Annotated in this window: 13 protein-coding genes; 11 read left to right on the top strand and 2 right to left on the bottom strand. The window is 29.7% G+C overall.

Annotated elements, in window-relative coordinates; translation table 11 throughout:
• Positions 1-8 precede the first annotated feature (8 nt).
• Positions 9-716 (top strand): N-acetylmuramoyl-L-alanine amidase CwlD, encoded by a 708-nt coding sequence (gene cwlD, locus ACQZHJ_RS16145; protein WP_430486526.1) that lies wholly within the window; start codon positions 9-11, stop codon positions 714-716.
• 221 nt (positions 717-937) lie between these two features.
• Here the strand turns inward: cwlD and ACQZHJ_RS16140 are convergent, their stop codons facing one another.
• Complete coding sequence (locus ACQZHJ_RS16140) at positions 938-1,795, bottom strand: YitT family protein (protein WP_430486525.1); 858 nt, start codon at positions 1,793-1,795, stop codon at positions 938-940.
• A gap of 257 nt (positions 1,796-2,052) precedes the next feature.
• On the opposite strand from ACQZHJ_RS16140, the gene ACQZHJ_RS16135 reads away from it, so the two are divergent.
• The 6 genes from ACQZHJ_RS16135 (at position 2,053) to rpsD (ending at position 9,640) form a co-directional block, all read left to right on the top strand.
• Positions 2,053-2,751 carry a response regulator transcription factor gene (locus ACQZHJ_RS16135; RefSeq protein WP_430486524.1) on the top strand — a complete coding sequence of 233 codons (699 nt, stop codon included), beginning with the start codon at positions 2,053-2,055 and terminating at the stop codon, positions 2,749-2,751.
• A complete protein-coding gene (locus tag ACQZHJ_RS16130; protein WP_430486523.1) occupies positions 2,729-4,555 on the top strand; it encodes a sensor histidine kinase in 1,827 nt (608 codons plus the stop codon). The genes ACQZHJ_RS16135 and ACQZHJ_RS16130 overlap by 23 nt, the downstream gene beginning before the upstream one ends.
• Positions 4,556-4,677: 122 nt before the next feature.
• A complete protein-coding gene (locus ACQZHJ_RS16125) occupies positions 4,678-5,034 on the top strand; it encodes an arsenate reductase family protein (protein WP_430486522.1) in 357 nt (118 codons plus the stop codon).
• 282 nt (positions 5,035-5,316) lie between these two features.
• Positions 5,317-7,548: a ribonucleoside-diphosphate reductase subunit alpha gene (locus ACQZHJ_RS16120; protein WP_430486521.1), complete on the top strand. Its 2,232-nt coding sequence runs from the start codon at positions 5,317-5,319 to the stop codon at positions 7,546-7,548.
• A 108-nt stretch (positions 7,549-7,656) separates the two neighbouring features.
• A complete protein-coding gene (locus ACQZHJ_RS16115) occupies positions 7,657-8,691 on the top strand; it encodes a ribonucleotide-diphosphate reductase subunit beta (RefSeq protein WP_430486520.1) in 1,035 nt (344 codons plus the stop codon).
• A 355-nt stretch (positions 8,692-9,046) separates the two neighbouring features.
• A complete protein-coding gene (gene rpsD / locus ACQZHJ_RS16110) occupies positions 9,047-9,640 on the top strand; it encodes a 30S ribosomal protein S4 (RefSeq protein WP_430486519.1) in 594 nt (197 codons plus the stop codon).
• 212 nt (positions 9,641-9,852) lie between these two features.
• Here rpsD and ACQZHJ_RS16105 read toward each other — a convergent pair whose 3' ends face one another.
• The gene (locus tag ACQZHJ_RS16105) at positions 9,853-11,859 is read right to left on the bottom strand and encodes a sigma 54-interacting transcriptional regulator (protein WP_430486518.1); all 2,007 of its coding nucleotides are present in this window, start codon (positions 11,857-11,859) and stop codon (positions 9,853-9,855) included.
• Between the two features lie 460 nt (positions 11,860-12,319).
• Between ACQZHJ_RS16105 and ptsP the strand changes: the two genes are divergently transcribed.
• The 4 genes from ptsP (at position 12,320) to ACQZHJ_RS16085 (ending at position 16,602) form a co-directional block, all read left to right on the top strand.
• Positions 12,320-13,939, top strand: coding sequence for a phosphoenolpyruvate--protein phosphotransferase (ptsP, locus tag ACQZHJ_RS16100; RefSeq protein ID WP_430486517.1), 1,620 nt, complete (start codon positions 12,320-12,322; stop codon positions 13,937-13,939).
• 172 nt (positions 13,940-14,111) lie between these two features.
• On the top strand, positions 14,112-15,281 hold the full coding sequence (gene iadA / locus ACQZHJ_RS16095; protein WP_430486516.1) for a beta-aspartyl-peptidase: 1,170 nt from the start codon (positions 14,112-14,114) through the stop codon (positions 15,279-15,281).
• A 118-nt stretch (positions 15,282-15,399) separates the two neighbouring features.
• Entirely contained in the window at positions 15,400-15,714 is a 315-nt protein-coding gene (gene trxA / locus ACQZHJ_RS16090; protein ID WP_430486515.1) for a thioredoxin, read from the top strand.
• A gap of 27 nt (positions 15,715-15,741) precedes the next feature.
• A complete protein-coding gene (locus ACQZHJ_RS16085; RefSeq protein ID WP_430486514.1) occupies positions 15,742-16,602 on the top strand; it encodes an NAD(P)/FAD-dependent oxidoreductase in 861 nt (286 codons plus the stop codon).
• Positions 16,603-16,620 lie beyond the last annotated feature (18 nt).

Genomic DNA, 16,620 nt, shown 5'->3' with positions numbered 1-16,620 from the left:
GTATTCTAATGAAGAAAATATTAAAGGTATGTTCAATACTAGTTCTAGGATTTTTAGTATTTAGTATTGTAGGAATAAGAGTAAATGCAGAGGAATGTAGAAAGGTTATTGTCATAGATCCAGGTCATGGAGGAATTGATGGTGGAGGAAAAAGTCAGAGTGGAATATTAGAGAAGGACATAAATCTTTCTATAGCATTAAAGACTAAAGAGGCACTAGAGAGTAGAGGATATAAAGTAGTAATGACTCGTACAGAGGATATAGGTTTATATACAGAGGGAAATAAAAAGGTAAGAGAAAAGAAACGAGAAGATTTAGCTAATAGGGTTAAGATGAAAAAAGAGAGTAATTGTGATGTTTTTATAAGTATTCATCAGAATATGTTTCCTCAGAAAAGTTGTAAAGGGGCACAAGTATGGAGTGCTGGAAATGAGGAAAGTAAAAAATTAGGTCAAATAATACAGCAAAGATTTAAAGAAGATGTAGATTCTTCGAATAAAAGGGTTGCTAAGGTGGCAAATAAGGAATATATGATATTAAATGATGGTCATAAAGGAGCATCATTAATTCTAGAGTGTGGTTTCTTATCAAACCCAGATGAAGGGGTTCTTTTAACAAAAGAAGATTACCAAGCTAAAATTGCCAATGCCATATTAAAATCAGTTGATGAATATTTTAATGGTGAGGCAGTAAAACAAAAAGGTACAAATAATTAGTCATATAAGACTTTGATTTATTAGATTAAATTTATAGTAGCTTACAAGTAAGTTAATTATAAGAATAAATAGTAGTATAATTAAAAAATATATTATTAAGTTGGTTAGTTTATATCTATTAATCATAAAAACTCCTAAAAACTTCTTTATTATATATTTAGATGATAATAATAAAATTATGACAATAAAAAAGCTATGCCTTAACAAGCATAGCTTTTCTTTTATATATTTTTGAAGCCTTTTCCTTTAACTTCAGAAACATCTATTATGGTTATAAAGGCTTTTGGATCTATATAATGAATTGTATTTTTTAATTCAATCATTTGTCTAGTTGTAACTAGGCAATAAAGCATTTTCTTTCTATCGTGGGTATATTCTCCTTCAGCTAAAAGAGAAGTTACTCCTCTATGAAGATCATTTATTATATAATGTATAACTTGTTGTTCTTTATCTGTTATTATCAGTAGTAGTTGTTTTGAATGAATACCTTTTATAACTTTATCAACTAAAACAGTTTGAACAAATATTGATATAAGAGTATAAAGTGCAGTTTCCATACCAAAGAATACTCCACCAACGGCAACTATACACATATTTAACACAAAGCTTAAAGAGCCTATATTAAAGTTTGAGTATTTTTTACGAATAACCATTGTAATTATATCAGTTCCTCCAGTAGAGCCACCTTTAGAGAAGACAAGACCATAGCCTAGTCCACATATTGCTCCACCAAATATACAATAAAGTAACATATCATCTAAAGATATTAAACGTGAAACTGGAGCAGTTATCATAAGCGATATAGATAAAGCTAACATTCCTATAGCTGAGTTAAAAGTAAACTTCTTTGAAAGTTTAAAATAACTAAGTATGAATAATGGAATGTTTATGATTAGTACAACAATACCTGAGTTAATTCCCATTAAGTATTGAAAGATAAGTGCAATACCTGTTGCGCCACCACTAAGAAGTCTTGCTTTTGATAAAAATAAGTTTACCCCTAGTGAGGCAATGAAACACCCTAAAATAATAAAGGCATTATCAATTAGTAATTCTTTTTTCTCTCTGATGTAATTCATTGGGATTCTCCTAATTTTATAATAAATAAATTTTCATAGGTTATTATAAAGCTTTTTTTATTAAAGTAAAGCAAATAGGTGTATTGAAAAAGCAACTAATGTGTTTTTATGGTAAAATACATTGTATATCCTAAGATTTTCACAGAATTAATGGTAATATTTATATCTTAATAAAATCGTAATAAATAAATATGTTAATTTTAATTTTCCTCCTTTAATATTTAAGTGGAGGTAAGAGTTTAAGGAGTGCTTTAGTTATGGAAAAAGAGAAGTTTAATGTTTTGGTTGTTGATGATGAGAAAGAAATAAGAGATGCAATAGATATATATCTAAGAGGTGAAGGAATAAATGTAATAAAGGCTGGAGACGGATTAGAGGCCTTAGAGATATTAGACAAGGAAGATGTTCATTTAGTTGTATTAGATATAATGATGCCTAAATTAGATGGAAGAAGAACTTGCCTTAAGATAAGAGAGAGTAGAAATATACCTATAATACTATTATCAGCAAAATCAGAGGACAGTGATAAGATTCTAGGTTTAAATATTGGAGCAGATGACTATGTTACAAAACCATTTAACCATTTAGAACTTGTTGCTAGAGTAAAATCTCAGCTTAGAAGGTATGATTATCCTTTAAATAGAGAAAATACTCAAGATTTAATAGTAATAAAGGATTTAACTATAGATACAGTAAATAAACAGGTTGCTTTAAGAGGAGAGAATATAAAGTTAACAGCTACAGAGTATAAAATATTAACGCTTTTAGCATCACACCCAGGAAGAATATTCTCTATTAAAGAAATTTATGAGAGAGTTTGGGAAGAGCCTTTTTATAAGAGTGAAAATACAGTAACTGTACACATAAGAAGAATGAGAGAGAAAATAGAGATTAATTCTAAAGAACCTGAGTATATAAAGGTGGTGTGGGGACTTGGGTATAAAATTGACAAATAGTTTTTCTAGGTGGTGGAGAAACTATAGTTTATCAGTAAGAAGCATAGAAAATATGTTTATATTAATATTTGCAGTGTTTATTCCTGTTCTTTATATTATTTTATTTGGAGGATATAGCTTTGATAGCATAGTTAAGTTAAATGCACAAGAGAATCCAAATGTAAGTACAAGAGTTGAATACAGGGATGCACTTATAAATCCACAAAAATACAGAGAAAGTAGACTGCTTGCACAGTCAGTAGATATTTCAGATTTTCTATACAATGAAACAAATTATTTAAGTTCATTAGATAATCTAGATACTAAAGAAAAGAAAGAGGCTTTTATAAAAAAGCTTCAGGAAAGAGCGACTAGTTATTCAGGTGTTGTCCTTATAAATAAAAAGACTGGAGAATATTATTCGAATAGAGTATGGTTTTATGAAAAGCCGTATAATCTTTCAACTCCAAAGGAAGTATTAGAGAGTTTATCTAAGAATGATAATGTGGTATTTACAGAGATAAGTCCTAATAATCAATATGAGGAAATTTATTTCTCAAGAGGTGAGCTTTATGATTCAGAAATAAGTTCTATAAAGATAGCTTTTATAGTAACATTAGCAACAACACTATTGATGTTAATACTTATATTCAAAAAAATATGCATGCTTAAGAATATGGGGATAAAGGCATATAAGGAAAGTTGGGCTAATGGATATTTTTATAAATTCTTAGATAGTTTAAATGTACTTATAACTAAGAAAATGTTTATAGAAGAATTTCTAAAGGATAAAGTAGTACTATTTACACTATCATTTACCGTAATTTATATGCTTATAAATGGATTTATGAGAAATATAGAATTTGTATGGAAGCATTATCACTATATATTAACAGATACTAGATATCTATGGGTTATTCCAATTGTATTTATAATACATTTTATTGGTAAATTCATAAGAAAATATGATGGCTTAGATACCATAATAAAAGATATAGAATCTGTTAAAAAAGGTAATACTGAAATAGAGATAACTGATAATGATGACAAACAAATAAAAGAATTAGCAACAGGAGTTAATGAATTAAGATTAGGCTATATTGAACTTGTTGAAGAGGGGATAAAAAATGAAAAGCTTAAGACAGAGCTTATATCAAATGTATCCCATGATTTAAAAACTCCATTAACCTCAATAATAAGCTATGTAAATATACTTCAATTAGATGACATAAGCAATGAAGAAAGAAAAGAATATATAGAAATATTAGATAAAAAGTCTCAAACTCTTAAGAAGCTTATAGATGATTTGTTTGAGGTTTCAAAGATGTCATCAGGAAAAGTTGAGTTGTGTAAGTATGATATAGATATTATTCAATTAGTTTACCAGTGTATAGCTGAGGTTGAAGATTTTTATGCAGAGAAAAATATTCAATTTAAGATAAATGGACCAGAGGAATGTATGATAAGAATAGATCCTCAAAGAATGTCTAGAGTGTTCCAAAACCTAACTACTAATGCATTAAAATATGGAATGGAAAACACTAGGGTTTATGTTGAAATAAAAGATTTAGAAAATAATATAGAGATATCATTTAAAAATGTTTCATCATATGCTTTAGATTTTGATGAGAAAGATATTTTAGAAAGATTTGCAAGAGGAGATGAATCGAGAAACTCAATGATAGAGGGTTCTGGTTTAGGTCTTGCTATAGCAAAGACTATTGTTGAACTTCATAATGGTAAGTTTAGAGTTGAATGTGAAGGTGATTTATTCAAAGCTTTTGTAATTATACCTAAAAGCAAAGATATAGAACATTTAGGATAAACTTAATTATAAAAGTTTGCGTAGATAAACATATATTTAAAATCTAGATTTACTTTAAAAAATATAAAATTATAGTATAATTATTGTTATGTGATAATTTTTATTAAAAGAAGGTGTAGAAGATGAGTTTTTTATTTTTAGAATACCCTAAATGTAGTACTTGTAGAAAAGCAAAGAAATGGTTAGAAGACAATAATATAGAGTTTACAGATAGAATGATAGTTGAAGAAAATCCAACTAAGGAAGAATTAAAAGAATGGTATGAGAGAAGTGGGCTTAAATTAAGCAAGTTCTTTAATACTTCAGGAAAGCTTTATAGAGAAATGAATTTAAAAGATAAAGTTAAAACTTCTAGTGAAGATGAACTTTTAGAAATATTATCAACAAATGGTATGTTAGTAAAAAGACCTTTAGTTGTAAAAGATGATGCAATTCTTGTTGGATTTAAAGAAGAAGAATGGGCTGAAAAGTTAAAATAATTAAAAGACTACAGAATAAATTTTCTGTAGTCTTTTATATTTACAAAGGAAAGTCCCTAGTACTCACATTGTAGATGTTTATAAGAAATGTCAATAATAATTATTAAGCAAATAGTATTAAAAAAAGAAAATATAACTTAGATAATAAGGTTTATTGATAGTAAATGCTAACTTTTTAAAGAAATTTATGTTTTACAAATTGAACTTAAATTATTATAATAAATTGTCAAGATATTGTGCGAATATGAAAAAAGATTACTATATATTGTGGAGGGTTAGCTAATGACATTATTAAAGAGATACTGTTCATGGTCTGTAAGTGAATTAAGTGATGAAACTGGGCTATATACTGAGGAGAAACTACAAGTTGCATTAGAAAATATAGTTACTTCAGCTATGGGAGAAAAAGAGATAGTGAAGTCTTTTATTCAAGTTTCATTAGAATTAACTTCTCAAACAGAACCAAGATGGCAGGAAATTGCGGCAAAGTTATATGTTAAGAATTTATATGAAGAGGTAAGAATGAATAGAGGATTAGAAGAGGGTGCAGATCCATATGATAACTTCTATGACTTTATAAAGGAACTTACTGATAAAGGATTATACGGAAAGTATATTTTAGAGAATTATTCTAAAGAAGATATAGAAGAGTTAGAAAGAGAAATAAAAAGAGAAAGAGATTTCTTATTTACATACAGTGGAATAGATTTATTAGCTAAGAGATATTTGGTTCAAGATTTTAATAGATTACCATTAGAACTTCCTCAACAAATGTTTATGGGAATAGCAATGCATCTTGCTATACCAGAAAAAGCTGAAAATAGACTTTACTGGGCTAAGAGATTCTATGATGTTTTAAGTTCAATAAAGGCTACAATGGCAACACCAACTATGTCTAATGCTAGAAAGCCATTCTATCAATTAAGTTCATGCTTTATAGATACAGTTGAAGATAGTTTAGCTGGAATATATAAATCATTAGATAACTTCTCAAAGGTTTCTAAGTTCGGTGGTGGCATGGGAATTTATATGGGTAAGGTTAGAGCCTTAGGTTCAGCTATAAGAGGATTTAAAGGTGCATCAGGTGGAATTATACCTTGGATAAAATTATTCAATGATACAGCTGTAGCCGTTGACCAACTAGGAGTAAGAAATGGTTCAGTTGCAATCTGGTTAGATGCATGGCATAAAGATTTACCCGAGTTTTTACAAATAAGAACTAATAATGGTGATGATAGAAAGAAAGCACATGATGTTTTCCCAGGCCTTTGTTATCCAGATTTATTCTGGAAGTTAGCTGAAAATGATATAGATGCTAACTGGTATATGATGTGTCCTCATGAAATAAAGTCAGTTAAAGGATACTCATTAGAGGATTTCTATGGAGAAGAATGGGAAGAAAAATACTACGAGTGTGTAGAAGATGATAGAATAGAAAAGAGAGTAATGAGTGTTAAAGACATAGTTAGACTTATTATAAAGAGTGCTGCTGAAACAGGAACACCATTTGCTTTCTACAGAGATACAGTAAACAAATATAATCCTAATAAACATAAAGGAATGATTTATTCATCAAACCTTTGTACAGAAATTATGCAAAATATGAGTGCTATGGAAATAGAGCAAACTCAGATAAAAGATGAAAATGGAGACATAGTTGTAGTTGAGACTACTAAACCAGGAGACTTTGTTGTATGTAACCTTTCATCAGTAGTTTTAGGAAATGTAGATGTAACTTCAGATGAAGAAGTTGAATATGTAGTTGAAACTCAAATAAGAGCTATGGATAATGTAATAGACCTAAACTATTACTCAGTGCCTTTTGCTGAAATAACAAATAAAAAATACAGAGCAGTTGGACTTGGAACTTCAGGATACCATCATATGCTTGTAAATAATAAAATAGTTTGGAATTCAGAAGAGCATTTAGAATTTGTAGACAAGGTTTATGAAAGAATAAACTTCTATGCTATAAAAGCTAGTTTAAATATAGCTAAAGAAAAAGGTAGTTATCCTTTATTTGAGGGATCAGATTGGAGTAATGGAGATTATTTCGATTTAAGAGAATATAATTCTACTGAGTGGAAAGAACTAAAAGAAGAGGTTGCTAAGTATGGTATGAGAAATGGATACCTATTTGCAGTAGCACCAAATGGATCAACAGCTACATTAGCAGGTACTTCTGAAGGAGTAGATCCTGTTATGAATAGATTCTGGTTAGAAGAGAAAAAAGGAAGTATAACACCTAAGGTTGCACCAGGTTTATGTCAAGAAAACTTCTGGTACTATGTATCAGCTTATAATGTTGACCAAGAGTTCTCAGTTAAGGCTAATGGGGTAAGACAAAGACATATAGACCAAGGTCAGTCATTCAACCTTTATATAACAACTGATTTCACTATGAGACAAATAATGAATCTTTATATTACAGCTTGTAAGAGTGGAGTTAAGAGTATTTACTATGTAAGAAGTAAATCATTAACTGTTGATGAATGTGAGAGTTGTTCAGCATAATAGAAATATTATAAAATAGTTTAAGATAATAAAGATACTCATCTAAGTTTAGGTGAGTATCTATTACGTATAAATTAATAAAATAAGTGAATGAAAGGTGACGCAGAAATGGAAATAAATAAGAGACCTCTTTTTAATGAGTTTGGAGATACTGAAACGAATAAAAAGAGAATGATAAATGGTAACACAACTAACCTAAATGATTTCAACAATATGAAATATACTTGGGTTTCAGATTGGTACAGACAGGCTATGAATAACTTCTGGATACCAGAGGAAATAAACTTAGCTCAAGATTTAAAAGACTATAAAAAGTTAACTAAAGAAGAAAAAACTGCTTATGATAAGATTTTATCTTTCTTAATATTCCTAGATTCAATACAAACAGCTAACTTAGGAAACATAAACAGTTATATAACTGCTTCAGAGGTTAACCTATGCTTAACTATACAAGCTTTCCAAGAAGCGGTTCACTCACAAAGTTATAGCTACATGCTAGATAGTATATGTTCACCAGAGGAAAGAAACGAAATATTATTCCAATGGAAAGATGATGAAATATTACTTCAAAGAAACAAATTCATAGGAGAGCTATATAATAATTTCTTAGAAAATTCAAGTATGGAGAATTTCCTAAAATCAGTAATGGCTAACTACATCTTAGAAGGAGTTTACTTCTACTCAGGATTTATGTTCTTCTATAACCTAGAGAGAAATGGTAAGATGCCAGGTTCAGCTCAAGAGATTAGATATATAAACAGAGATGAGAATACTCACTTATGGTTATTCAGAAGCATAATTAAAGAATTAAGAGAAGAAATGCCAGAATTATTTACTGAAGAACTTAAAAATGAGTTAAGAGAAATGGTTAGAACAGGTGTTGAACATGAGATTGCATGGGGACACTATGTTATAGGAGATAATATAACAGGTATAAACAAAAAGCTTATAGAAAGATACATAAAATACATTGGTAATCTAAGAGTTAAGGCTATAGGATTAGAACCTTTATTTGAAGGATATAATGAAAATCCAGCACCTTGGGTTGATTACTATGCAGATGCTAACCAAGTTAAGACAGATTTCTTTGAAGCTAAATCAACAGCTTATGCTAAAGCGGGTGCTTTAGTAGATGATCTATAAGAGTTGATCTTTATTAATAGAATACTTTGAATATATTGAGGCTATAAAGTTAAGTGAAGAAATTTCTAATAACTTTATAGCTTTTTGTTTTGCTTCAATTATGAGTGATTTTAAATATATAATAGTTAAGCTATTTAATTAAGTTTTTTTGTTATGTAGTTTAGGATTAATTTACAAAGGTAGACTAGTAATACCATAGAAAAATACTAAGTATTATTTAAAGAAACAGAGTAACTCAAAGTATGAAAGAGGTAATTTCTTATAAAAAGATTATTTGTTAATGATAATCAATTTCAATTAAAAAGAAATTGTGGTAAGATAACATCATAGAAAAACAAACATTTGGAGGTTTAATATGGCTAAGATGATGGGACCTCGTTTCAAGATGTGCAGAAGACTTGGATTAAACGTAATAGGGCATCCAAAAGCTATGGAACGAGCTTATAGAGGCACTAGTAGAGCAGATAAGAAATTATCTGATTATGGTGTTCAATTATTAGAGAAACAAAGACTAAGAGCTTATTATGGTGTTATGGAAAGACAATTTACTAGATATGTAGATCAAGCTTTTAATAGCAAGGAGCAACCAGGTGAAGCTTTATTAATGATTCTAGAGTCAAGACTAGATAATATGGTTTATAGAATGGGATTTGCTAATTCTATAAGACAAGCAAGACAAATGGTTAACCATGGACATTTCTTAGTAAATGGTGAAAAAGTAAATATACCATCTTTCAGATTAAAGGTTGGAGATGAAGTTGTTTTAAGAGAGAAATCAAGAAAAACAGAAATGTTTGTAAATAACTTTAAGAATAGCATGGGAAATGAAGTATCTTATGTAACAAAAGAAGAGGATAACTTCAAAGGAATTTTTGCTAGAAAACCTAAGAGAGAAGAAATTCCAATAATGATACAAGAGCAACTTATAGTTGAGTTCTACTCTAAATAATAAGAACGTATAACTTAATTATGCCTTAAACCCAGATTTAGTTTTAATTAATTGCTGTTCCTCTAATTAAAACTAATCATCTTGCAAAATTACACTTCATGATGTTATTAAACTCTTACTAACAAAACCACTTGAAGGTGCGCTGACCTTCAAGTGGTTTCTTCTTTTTTCTTTTAATTAAATTTTACATACATTAAGCTAAATAGAAATCTTTATCTATTAACTTCTATATTATACTTCTTGCATTTCAAGGATATAGTTCTGTGAGTAAGCCCTAATGCCTTACCAGCTTTATTAAATGATTTATACTTTTTCATTGCAGCTTCTATAATTTGCTTTTCGTATTCTTCAAAGGGTAATATATTATTTTCATCTATATTTAATGAAAAAGAGTTTGATTCAACTGGTTTTAGATAAGATGGTAAATATCTACTATCTATATAATCAGCATCACAAAGATTTATAGCTCTTTCCATTATATTTTCAAGCTCACGTATATTACCTGGCCAAGAATAGTCTATAAGTAGATTAAGAGCATCTTGATTAATTCCAAGTATTCGTTTATCTAATTTTTTGTTAAGTTTAGATATAAAATGCTCAGCAAGTTCAGGAATATCTTCTTTACGCTCTCTAAGTGGAGGAAGATTTATTCCAAGAACATTAAGCCTATAATATAAATCTTCTCTAAATGAGCCGTCATCAATCATTTCTTCAAGATTTCTATTGGTTGCAGCAACGACCCTAACATCTATAGTTTTAGGGGCTATTCCTCCAACGCTTTCAATTTCTCTTTCTTGGAGAACTCTAAGAAGTTTTACTTGCATTGAAAGAGGCATATCGCCGATTTCATCTAAGAATATAGTACCACCATCAGCTATAGCAAATTTACCAGGTTTGCTTTGTATAGCTCCAGTAAATGCACCTTTCTCATAACCAAACAATTCACTTTCTAATAGGTTTTCTGGTATAGAAGCACAGTTAACTCTAACGAAAGGTTTATTTTTTCTATTACTATTATTATGTATAGCTTTTGCAATAAGTTCCTTACCTGTACCACTTTCACCTCTTATCAAAACAGTAGAAGTAGTTTCAGAAGCTTTTTGACACATATACATAATGTCCTTAAGAGTCCTTGTTGAACCTATTATATTGTTAAATGAAGAATTTTTAGAAAGTTGTCTTAAGAATTCATTCTTATAGTAATCTAATTCTTGTTCAGACTTATTAAGCTTAGACATAAGTTCTTTAATTAAACTAACAGGTCTAGAAGTAGATATAACTCCTTTGAATTCACCGTCAATAAATAGTGGATCAATTGTGCTTATAACATTAATTCCATTCTTTTTGTGGATTACATCTTTGATCAATTGTTTTTCTTTAAAAACCTTGGCTCTAAGGCCTTTAGGAGAAACATCAAAAATACTTTTTCCTACAATATCACTACTAACCTTAGAAAAGTTCTTTGTATATGCAGGATTTAAATAGTTTATTATTCCGTTCTCATCTAAGAAACAAATCATATCTTGTGAGTTTTCTAATATTTTAGTAAACTTTTCATTTATTTCTTTCATACCTATTAAGTCAGAAACATCTTGAATTACACTAACAGCTCCAATTATTTTTTCGCTTATAAATAAAGGAGAACTGTTTACTAATCCAACCCTATTATTAATATGGAGTGTAGATCCAAATTTTTTTAGATTACTAAGCATTACATGAGGAAGTTGAGATGAAGGTATTACCTCATGAATTTTTTTACCTTTAACCTCTTTCTTATTGCAACCAATAAATCTTAAAGCATATTGATTTATTGTTATTATATTTTGGTCTATGTCTATGACAACAATTCCTATAGGAAGACTTTCAACTACTTGTTCATTAGCTATGATGCTAGCATCTATTATTTCATCAATTTCATTATTTTCAACTATAGGTGGATTGTTTATGTTTTTATCTATGAATTCTAAAAGAGATTGAACAGCTAACTTTTCAATCATTCCTTCATTTTTAGAACCAATTTTTATACTTTCTCCTGGTAAAACTTTAAGAGAGAGTATAGCAAGCATACTTATACCTAGCCAATCAGTATAGGAATCCTTTTTCATATAAAGCTTAACTTTATATTTTGCTTCTATTTCAGAAGCTTTATTAACAATCATTGCAGAATATCTAGTGTGTAGACCTAATGGCGTTTTTATGACCAATTCTCTTGAATACATTAAATAAAATCACCGTCCAAAGTTTATTTTTTAATGAATTATACATAAAAAGTGAATGAGTTGATATTTTTTATCAAGTATTATTAATATATTATCAGAAAAAAACATGTAATTAAAGGGGGTTAACAAGTTATTAATAAAAAAACAGCTTAAAATCTGATAAAAAATATCAATAATAAAATTGGTTTGATATTTTTTATCAGATTTAGTATAATAAAAACAACTAACAACTAATTATTTTTAAATAAGTTTTTAACGAATAATATATTTTTATAATATTTAGAGGCATTTTTACTAGGGTTTATGAGTATAATATATTTGTGGAATATGAAATTTTAAAAACTTGGCACAGAAATTGCTGATATATATTAGCAGTGAATTTGAAAAGTGAATTAGTTGAATTGTGATTGATATTTAATGTTGTATTTAGTTGAGTACGAACTTAAAGGAGGACTACATAATGAAAAAAGGTATTGCTGCTTCAAAAGGATATGCAATAGGAACTGTATTTATACAAGAACATGAGGAAATAGTAATAACTGATGCGAAAGTTTCAGATATAGCTGAAGAAAAAGCTAAATTAGCTAAAGCTTTAGAGCAATCAAAAGAACAGTTAGAAGCTATAAAAGAAAAAACAGCTAGAGAAATTGGTGAGCATGAGGCTCAAGTTTTCGAAGCTCATTTAATGTTATTAGATGACGTAGAGTTTACTGGTCAAATGGAAATGACTATTGAAAATGATCAATTAAACGCTATGAAAGCTGTACAAAATGTTACAGATACTTTCGTTATGATATTTGATTCTATGGATGACCCTTATATGAGAGAAAGGGCAGCAGATATAAAAGACGTTTCTAAGAGAATAATCGCTAACCTAGCTGGTAAGGGCGGAAACGGAATGGAAAATGTAGGAGCTAATACTGTTGTTGTAGCTCATGACTTAACACCTTCAGATACTGCTCAATTAGATAGAAGCAAAGTTGTTGGTTTCTTAACTAACATAGGTGGAAGAACTTCTCACTCAGCTATAATGGCTAGAACATTAGAAATACCAGCTGTTGTTGGATTAGGTGATATAACAACTTCAGTTAAAAATGGAGATGCCATCATTGTTGATGGTGTTGAGGGTGTAGCTATAATCAATCCAGATGAAGCTACTATAAATGAATACAAAGCTAGATTAGAGAAATATAAAGCAGAATTAGAAGAATTAAAGAAATTAATAGAAGTTAAAACAACTACTAAATCAGGTAGAAGAATAGAAGTTTGTGGAAATATTGGTAAAGCAGAAGATGTAGACCAAGTTTTAGCAAATGGTGGAGATGGAGTTGGACTATTCAGAACTGAGTTCTTATACATGGATAGAGAAGAAGCTCCGAGTGAAGAAGAGCAATTTGAAGCTTATAAATACGTTTTAGAAAAAACTGAAGGTAAGCAAGTTGTTATCAGAACACTAGATATCGGTGGAGATAAAACTCTTCCATATTTACCACTACCAGAAGAAATGAACCCATTCTTAGGATATAGAGCTATAAGATTATGCTTAGACAGAAAAGATATCTTTAAAGTTCAAATAAGAGCTTTATTAAGAGCTTCTGTTTACGGAAATCTTGCAGTAATGTTCCCAATGATTTCAGGATTAGAAGAATTCCAAGCAGCTAAAGAGTTTGTTGAAGAGTGTAAAGCAGAATTAAGAGAAGAGGGTATTGCTTACTCAGATTCAATTCAATGGGGTATCATGGTTGAGATTCCAGCTGCAGCAGTTTACGCTGATGAATTAGCTAAATATGTTGATTTCTTCTCAATTGGAACAAACGACTTAATCCAATATACATTAGCTGCGGACAGAATGAGTGAAAAGGTATCATACCTTTACAACCCAATGCATCCAGCTGTATTAAGATTAATCAAAATGACAATAGATGGTGCTCATAAACATGGTAAGTGGGTAGGAATGTGCGGAGAGATGGCAGGAGATGAGAGAGCTATACCAACATTAGTTGAATATGGTTTAGATGAATTCTCAATGAGTGCTACATCAATCTTAACTGCTAAGAAAATAATAATGGAACAAGAATAATAATAGTTAATAATAAAAATTAATATACAACACTCAAAACCCTAAGTTTTGGCACGAATTATTTCGTGCCATTTTTTTTTATAAAAAAGCAAGTTTTTTATTAAATAAATTTATTTATTATTGAGTTTTAGGAAAACATAATAATAATTTATATTAAAGAGGAGGTATAGATTTGATAAAAGTAATAAAAAATGTTGAGATTTATGACCCAGAGTACTTGGGTAGGAAAGATATTGTTATACTTAGTGATAAAATCGAAGGATTATATGAGAATGTTAATGTACCAGAAGATTTTATAAACATCCAAGTTATTGATGGAGAAGGAAAAATTGCTGTCCCAGGATTTATAGATTGTCATGTGCATATCATGGGAGGAGGAGGAGAAGGCGGTTTTAGAACAAGAACCCCTGAACTTCAATTAAGTAGTATAGTAAAAGGTGGAATAACTACCCTGGTAGGGTGTATTGGTACTGACGGTGTTTGTAGAGATATGAAAGGATTAGTAGCTAAAGCACATGCTTTATGTGAAGAAGGAGTAACTTGTTATTGTTATACAGGGTCTTATGATGTCCCGGTTAATACTATAACTAAGAATGTAAAAAGTGATTTGCTTTTAATTGATAGTGTTATAGGTGTTGGAGAAATAGCATTATCAGATCATAGAAGTTCTCAACCTACATATGAGCAGTTTGTCAATATAGTTGCTCAGGCTAGAGTTGGAGGATTATTATCTGGCAAGGCAGGTATAGTTAATGTACATCTAGGCAGTGGTAAGAGGATGATTGAATATATAACAAAATTAATAAGGGAGACTGAGATTCCTCCGAATCAAATAGTTCCTACTCATATGGGAAGAAGTAAAGAATTATTTGAAGCAGGAATAGAATATGCTAAGTCTGGGGGACAGATTGACTTGACAACATCATCTGACCCACAGCATTTAGAGGAAGGAGAGTTAACGGCTGGTTTAGGTCTTAAAAAGCTTCTAGATGCAGGAGTTCCTATAGAAAGAATAACATTTTCTTCAGATGGAAATGGAAGTATGCCATTATTTGATGAAAATGGCGAGCTAAAAGGTTTAGGTATTTGTTCAGTAGAAACTTTATTTGGAGAAGTTAAAGAGGCTATAAATTTAGGTGTGCCTCTTGAGAAGGCTATTAGAGTTATAACAAGTAATGTAGCTAATGTTCTTAAGTTAGAACATAAAGGGTTTCTATCAGCTGGAAAAGATGCTGATATAATTTTATTAGATAAGAAAAATTTAGATATAAATTCTGTAATATCTAGAGGAAATATTTTGATGGATAATAAAGAATTGTTAGTAAAAGGTACTTTTGAATAACAAACTTATAAAAATATAATTAATAATTATTATTTGTAACATTGACTTAACATTTTAAATATAATATAATTGTAAATAATAAAGTACCCCCAAGGGGTATAATCAGGAGGCGTGTAAAATGGTAAAACATATAAATGATCAAGATTTTAACACAGAGGTAATAGAAGCAAGTGAAGTGGTAGTTGTAGATTTCTGGGCAACTTGGTGTGAACCTTGTAAAATGATAGCTCCAATCATTGAAGAGTTAGCTACAGAAATGGAAAATGTTAAATTTGTAAAAGTTGACGTTGATAAAAACCCTGGTTCAGCAGGAAAATATCAAATACAAAGTATACCAACTTTATTAATATTCAAAGAAGGAAAAGTTGTTGATACTTTAGTTGGATTTAGACCAAAAGCTGCATTAGTTGAAACTATTAAAAAATACGTTTAATATAGCTTCTTAAGGAGATGAATAATTTTGAGCGAAAGATATGATATAGCCATAATAGGAAGCGGACCAGCTGGACTTTCAGCTGCATTAAACGCAAAAATAAGAAATAAAAAATTTATTCTTTTTGGAAATAGTGATTTAAGCCCAAAACTTATTAGAGCACCTAAAGTAAATAACTATCTTGGGTTTGTTGGTAAGAATGGTGAAGATCTTAAGAATCAGTTTATGGGTCATTTAAGAGAGATGGACATTGAAATAACTGAGGAAAGAATTAATAATATATATGCTATGGGAGATTATTTCGCTCTTATGGTAAATGAAAAAATGTATGAAGCAAGTTCAATAATACTTGCAACAGGTATAGAGTATACAAAGCCTATGAAAGGGGAAGATGAATTCCTTGGAAGAGGAGTTGGATACTGTGCTACTTGTGATGCACCTTTATATAAAGAGAAAGTTGTAACTATAATTGGTTATAATAAGGAAGCAGAAGAAGAAGCTAATTTTGTAAGTGAGTTAGCTGCTAAAGTGTATTATGTTCCTAGATATAAAGGAGAGTTTCATTTAAATGACTCAATAGAAGTTGTTGAAGATATCCCTGTAGAAATACAAGGGGATATGAAGGTGACTAAATTAATCATGAAAAATGGAGAGATTGAAACAGATGGTATATTTGTTTTAAGAGATAGTATATCACCAGGACAATTAGTTCCAGGATTAAAGATTGAGGATGGTCATATAGAAGTTGATAGACTAATGAAAACTAATATAGAAGGATGCTTTGCTGCTGGAGACTGTGTAGGTAAGCCATATCAGTATATTAAGGCTGCAGGAGAAGGTAATGTAGCTGCATTAAGTGCAGTATCATATTTAGACAGTAGAAAGTAATAAAAAAGCTAACACATT

Origin of the sequence: Clostridium sp. B9, assembly GCF_050509515.1 — a bacterium.
Taxonomy (GTDB): domain Bacteria; phylum Bacillota; class Clostridia; order Clostridiales; family Clostridiaceae; genus Sarcina.
Note: the sequence above shows the minus strand (reverse complement) of the source record. Positions and strands in the feature narration are given on the sequence as shown.

Coding starts and splice junctions, on each gene's coding strand:
- trxA (WP_430486515.1), top strand. CDS start 15,400: ATGGTAAAACATATAAATGATCAAGATTTTAACACAGAGGTAATAGAA.
- ptsP (WP_430486517.1), top strand. CDS start 12,320: ATGAAAAAAGGTATTGCTGCTTCAAAAGGATATGCAATAGGAACTGTA.
- ACQZHJ_RS16140 (WP_430486525.1), bottom strand. CDS start 1,795: ATGAATTACATCAGAGAGAAAAAAGAATTACTAATTGATAATGCCTTT.
- ACQZHJ_RS16120 (WP_430486521.1), top strand. CDS start 5,317: ATGACATTATTAAAGAGATACTGTTCATGGTCTGTAAGTGAATTAAGT.
- cwlD (WP_430486526.1), top strand. CDS start 9: ATGAAGAAAATATTAAAGGTATGTTCAATACTAGTTCTAGGATTTTTA.
- ACQZHJ_RS16125 (WP_430486522.1), top strand. CDS start 4,678: ATGAGTTTTTTATTTTTAGAATACCCTAAATGTAGTACTTGTAGAAAA.
- ACQZHJ_RS16135 (WP_430486524.1), top strand. CDS start 2,053: ATGGAAAAAGAGAAGTTTAATGTTTTGGTTGTTGATGATGAGAAAGAA.
- ACQZHJ_RS16115 (WP_430486520.1), top strand. CDS start 7,657: ATGGAAATAAATAAGAGACCTCTTTTTAATGAGTTTGGAGATACTGAA.
- ACQZHJ_RS16105 (WP_430486518.1), bottom strand. CDS start 11,859: ATGTATTCAAGAGAATTGGTCATAAAAACGCCATTAGGTCTACACACT.
- rpsD (WP_430486519.1), top strand. CDS start 9,047: ATGGCTAAGATGATGGGACCTCGTTTCAAGATGTGCAGAAGACTTGGA.